General features: G+C 64.1%; 4 protein-coding genes. 3 read left to right on the forward strand and 1 reads right to left on the reverse strand.

Translation table 11 applies throughout. From position 1 onward, the window contains the following. On the reverse strand, positions 1-798 hold a 798-nt coding region (gene puuE / locus EOA86_RS26970), incomplete at its 3' end, for an allantoinase PuuE (protein ID WP_128344473.1). A 193-nt stretch (positions 799-991) separates the two neighbouring features. On the opposite strand from puuE, the gene uraH reads away from it, so the two are divergent. The 3 genes from uraH to EOA86_RS26985 all read left to right on the forward strand — a co-directional run. Continuing rightward, positions 992-1366, forward strand: coding sequence for a hydroxyisourate hydrolase (uraH, locus tag EOA86_RS26975; RefSeq protein WP_029347558.1), 375 nt, complete (start codon positions 992-994; stop codon positions 1364-1366). 3 nt (positions 1367-1369) lie between these two features. After that, complete coding sequence (gene xdhA / locus EOA86_RS26980) at positions 1370-2851, forward strand: xanthine dehydrogenase small subunit (protein WP_128344475.1); 1482 nt, start codon at positions 1370-1372, stop codon at positions 2849-2851. After that, a partial coding sequence (locus EOA86_RS26985; RefSeq protein ID WP_164892006.1) for a molybdopterin cofactor-binding domain-containing protein occupies positions 2851-3510 on the forward strand: 660 nt, incomplete at its 3' end. The genes xdhA and EOA86_RS26985, both read left to right, overlap by 1 nt.

A 3510-nucleotide genomic window follows, 5' to 3' on the forward strand; every position in this document is an offset into this window, starting at 1 on the left:
GCCGACGAGGCGGCAGTGCAGGCCGATATTCATCATGCGCGGCCTGCCTGCCTTGCCCTCGGCGTAGAGCGTGTCAAAACTATCCCTGAGATAGGCGAAGAACTGGTCGCCCGAGTTGAAGCCCTGCGGCGTGGCGAAGCGCATGTCGTTGGCATCGAGCGTATAGGGGATGATGAGCTGCGGCTTTGTCGACCCGTCCGGCCCGTCATGCTCGAACCAGTAGGGCAACTCGTCGTCATAAGTGTCCGACACATAGTCGAAGCCGCCTTCTTCCGCCGCCAGCCGCACGGTGTTGATCGACGTGCGGCCGGTGTACCAGCCTGCCGGCCGCGCCCCAGTGACCTCGTAGTGCAGCTGGATCGCCGCTTCCATGTCGCGGCGCTCGTCCTCCGGCGCATGGTCGCGGTAGTCGATCCATCTCAGCCCGTGCGAGGCGATTTCCCAGCCGGCCTCCTGCATCGCTGCGACCTGGTCGGGCGAGCGCGCCAGCGCTGTGGCGACGCCGTAGCAGGTGACCGGTACTTCAGCCTCGGTGAACAGGCGCAGCAATCGCCAGAAGCCGGCGCGGGCGCCATATTCGTAGATCGATTCCATGTTCCGGTGGCGCTGCCCGGGCCATGGCGCGGCGCCGACGATCTCGGACAGGAAGGCTTCCGAAGCCTTGTCGCCATGCAGGACGCAGTTCTCGCCGCCTTCCTCGTAATTGACGACGAACTGCACTGCGACATGCGCCCCGCCAGGCCACTTCGGATCCGGCGGATTGGCGCCGTAGCCGCGCATGTCTCGTTCGTACCGCATCGTTGCTCCTGCCGGATTGTGTGATCAGGATAGTCGAAAGCGCCGCTTGCGCATTCCCCCGAAAATTTTGAAAGTGTTTTTGCAGCACTCCGCTCGACCGGGACTTATGCATCGCCTTTAATTGGCGCACAATTCGTCAAACATGTTCGGCTGTACCGGGCATGTTTGACTGTACCGGGAATGGGAGCAGCCAGTGGCGGAAACGTCGAAAGCCGAAGGCGGACGTCTGACGACCCATGTCCTCGACACCGCGACCGGCCGGCCGGCGGCAGGTCTGTCGATCGAGCTTTACCGCATCAACGACGATATGCGGACGCATCTGAAGACGACGGTCACCAATGCCGACGGCCGCTGTGACGCGCCGCTGCTTGCCGACGCGGAATTCCGCACCGGCGAATACGAGCTGGTCTTCGCGGCCGGCGACTATCTGCGCCGGCAGGGATTGAGGCTGCCGGAACCGGCCTTCCTCGACAGCGTGCCGATCCGCTTCGGCATGGCCGAGCTGGTGCACTATCATGTGCCGCTGCTTATATCGCCCTACGGCTATTCGACTTACCGAGGGAGCTGACACATGGCCGGGCTCAAGCCACGCAATGAGATACGCTTCATCCTCAATGGCGAGCATGTTGCGCTGACCAGGGTCGCGCCTGAGCAGACCTTGCTAGACTGGCTGCGGCTCGAGCGCACGCTGCGAGGCACCAAGGAAGGCTGCGCCGAAGGCGATTGCGGCGCTTGTACCGTGCTGATCGGAAGGCTCTCAGCCGGCCGGCTGGTGTATGAAAGCGTCAATGCCTGCATCCGCTTCCTCGGTTCGCTCGATGGCACGCATGTCGTGACCGTCGAGCATCTGCGTGGCGACGGCGATAGGCTGCATCCGGTGCAGCAGGCCATCGTCGACTTTCACGGCTCGCAATGCGGCTTCTGCACGCCGGGCTTCGTCATGTCGCTTTACGCTCTGTGGATGCGGTCGCCGGAGCCGTCGGATGCGGCCATCGAAAAGGCGCTGCAGGGTAATCTCTGCCGCTGCACCGGCTACGAGGCGATCGTCCGCGCCGCGCGTGCCATCTCCAGCTACGGCAAGGCGGCAAAGGACCCGCTGTCTGCGGAGCGCAAGGCGATCGCCGAGAAGCTTGCAGCCATGAAAGACGGTGAGCGCATCGAGATCGGCGCCGGCAAGCAGCGGCTGGTCGTGCCGGTCGATGCCGACGACCTCGCCGCCGTGCTGGACAAGGAGCCGGGCGCCACCATCGTTGCCGGTTCGACCGATGTCGGCCTGTGGGTGACCAAGCATATGCGCGAGATTTCGCCGGCGATCTTCATCGGCAATCTCGACGGGCTCTGCGCGATTTCCGAGGACAAGGGCGTCATCTCGATCGGCGCCGGTGTCACCTATACGGAGGCCTTTTCGACGCTGGCGAAACGCATCCCGGCGCTCGGGACGCTGTTCGATCGCATCGGCGGCGATCAGGTGCGCAATATGGGTACGATCGGCGGCAACATCGCCAATGGCTCGCCGATCGGCGACACGCCGCCGCCGCTGATTGCACTCGGTGCGCAGCTGACGCTGCGCCGGGGCAACAAGCGGCGGACGATCCCGCTCGAAGATTTCTTCATCGCCTATGGCAAGCAGGACCGGCAGCCGGGCGAGTTCGTCGAGGCCGTGCATGTCCCGGTACCCGCGAAAGGCACGAAGTTTGCGGTCTACAAGATCACCAAGCGTCGCGACGAGGACATCACCGCAGCACTTGGCGCATTCCTGCTGACCCTGGCCAGCGACGACATGGTGACGGATATCCGCATCGCCTATGGCGGCATGGCGGCAACGCCGAAGCGGGCTTTTGGCGTGGAAAAGGCGCTGCTCGGCAATCCCTGGACGGAGGCGACGGTCGAGGTGGCGATGGCCGAATATGCCAGGGATTTCACCCCGCTGACCGACATGCGGGCGAGCGCCGAATACCGGGCGCTAGCGGCACGGAACCTGCTGTTGCGCTTCTTCGCCGAGACCAGCGGCACCAAGGCGCCGATCCAGGTTTCGCGGCACGAGGCGGTGTGATGACCAAGCACGCTCCCAACCTCAAGGCGCAAAAAATTTCCGGTGGCGTTGCCGCCGACCAGCGCCATGATTCTGCGCACAAGCATGTCAGCGGCACGGCCGTCTATATCGACGACATGCCGGAATCATCAGGCACGCTGCATGGCTGCCTCGGGCTTTCGACGGCCACGCACGCCACCATCACCAGCATGGACCTGTCGGCGGTGCGCGCAGCACCCGGTGTCGTCGACGTGCTGACGGCGAGCGACGTGCCGGGTGAAAACGACATTTCGCCGACCGGCCGTCACGACGAGCCGGTGCTGGCCGACGGCAAGGTACAATTCTTTGGCCAGCCGATCTTCTGCGTCGTCGCCGAAACGCGCGAGCAGGCGCGCCGCGCCACAAGGCTGGCCAAGGTCGAATACAAGGAATTGCCTTTCGTCACCGACGTCGGCGTGCTCGATCCCAGCAAGGACAAGCTGGTCACGCCGCCGCTGACCCTGAGGCGCGGCGATGCAGCGGCTGCGATCAAAGCGGCGCCGCGCCGGCTGAAGGGAAAAATGCGCATCGGCGGTCAGGACCATTTTTATCTCGAAGGCCAGATCGCCATGGCCATTCCCGGCGAGGATCAGGACGTCACGATTTATTCCTCCACCCAGCATCCGAGCGAAGTCCAGCAC

Origin of the sequence: Mesorhizobium sp. M5C.F.Ca.IN.020.32.2.1 (genome assembly GCF_004023105.1) — a bacterium.
In the GTDB taxonomy this organism is placed as follows: Bacteria; Pseudomonadota; Alphaproteobacteria; order Rhizobiales; family Rhizobiaceae; genus Mesorhizobium; species Mesorhizobium wenxiniae.

Excerpts from the sequence above, each read along its gene's own strand:
- xdhA (WP_128344475.1), top strand. The coding sequence starts at position 1,370 with ATGGCCGGGCTCAAGCCACGCAATGAGATACGCTTCATCCTCAATGGC.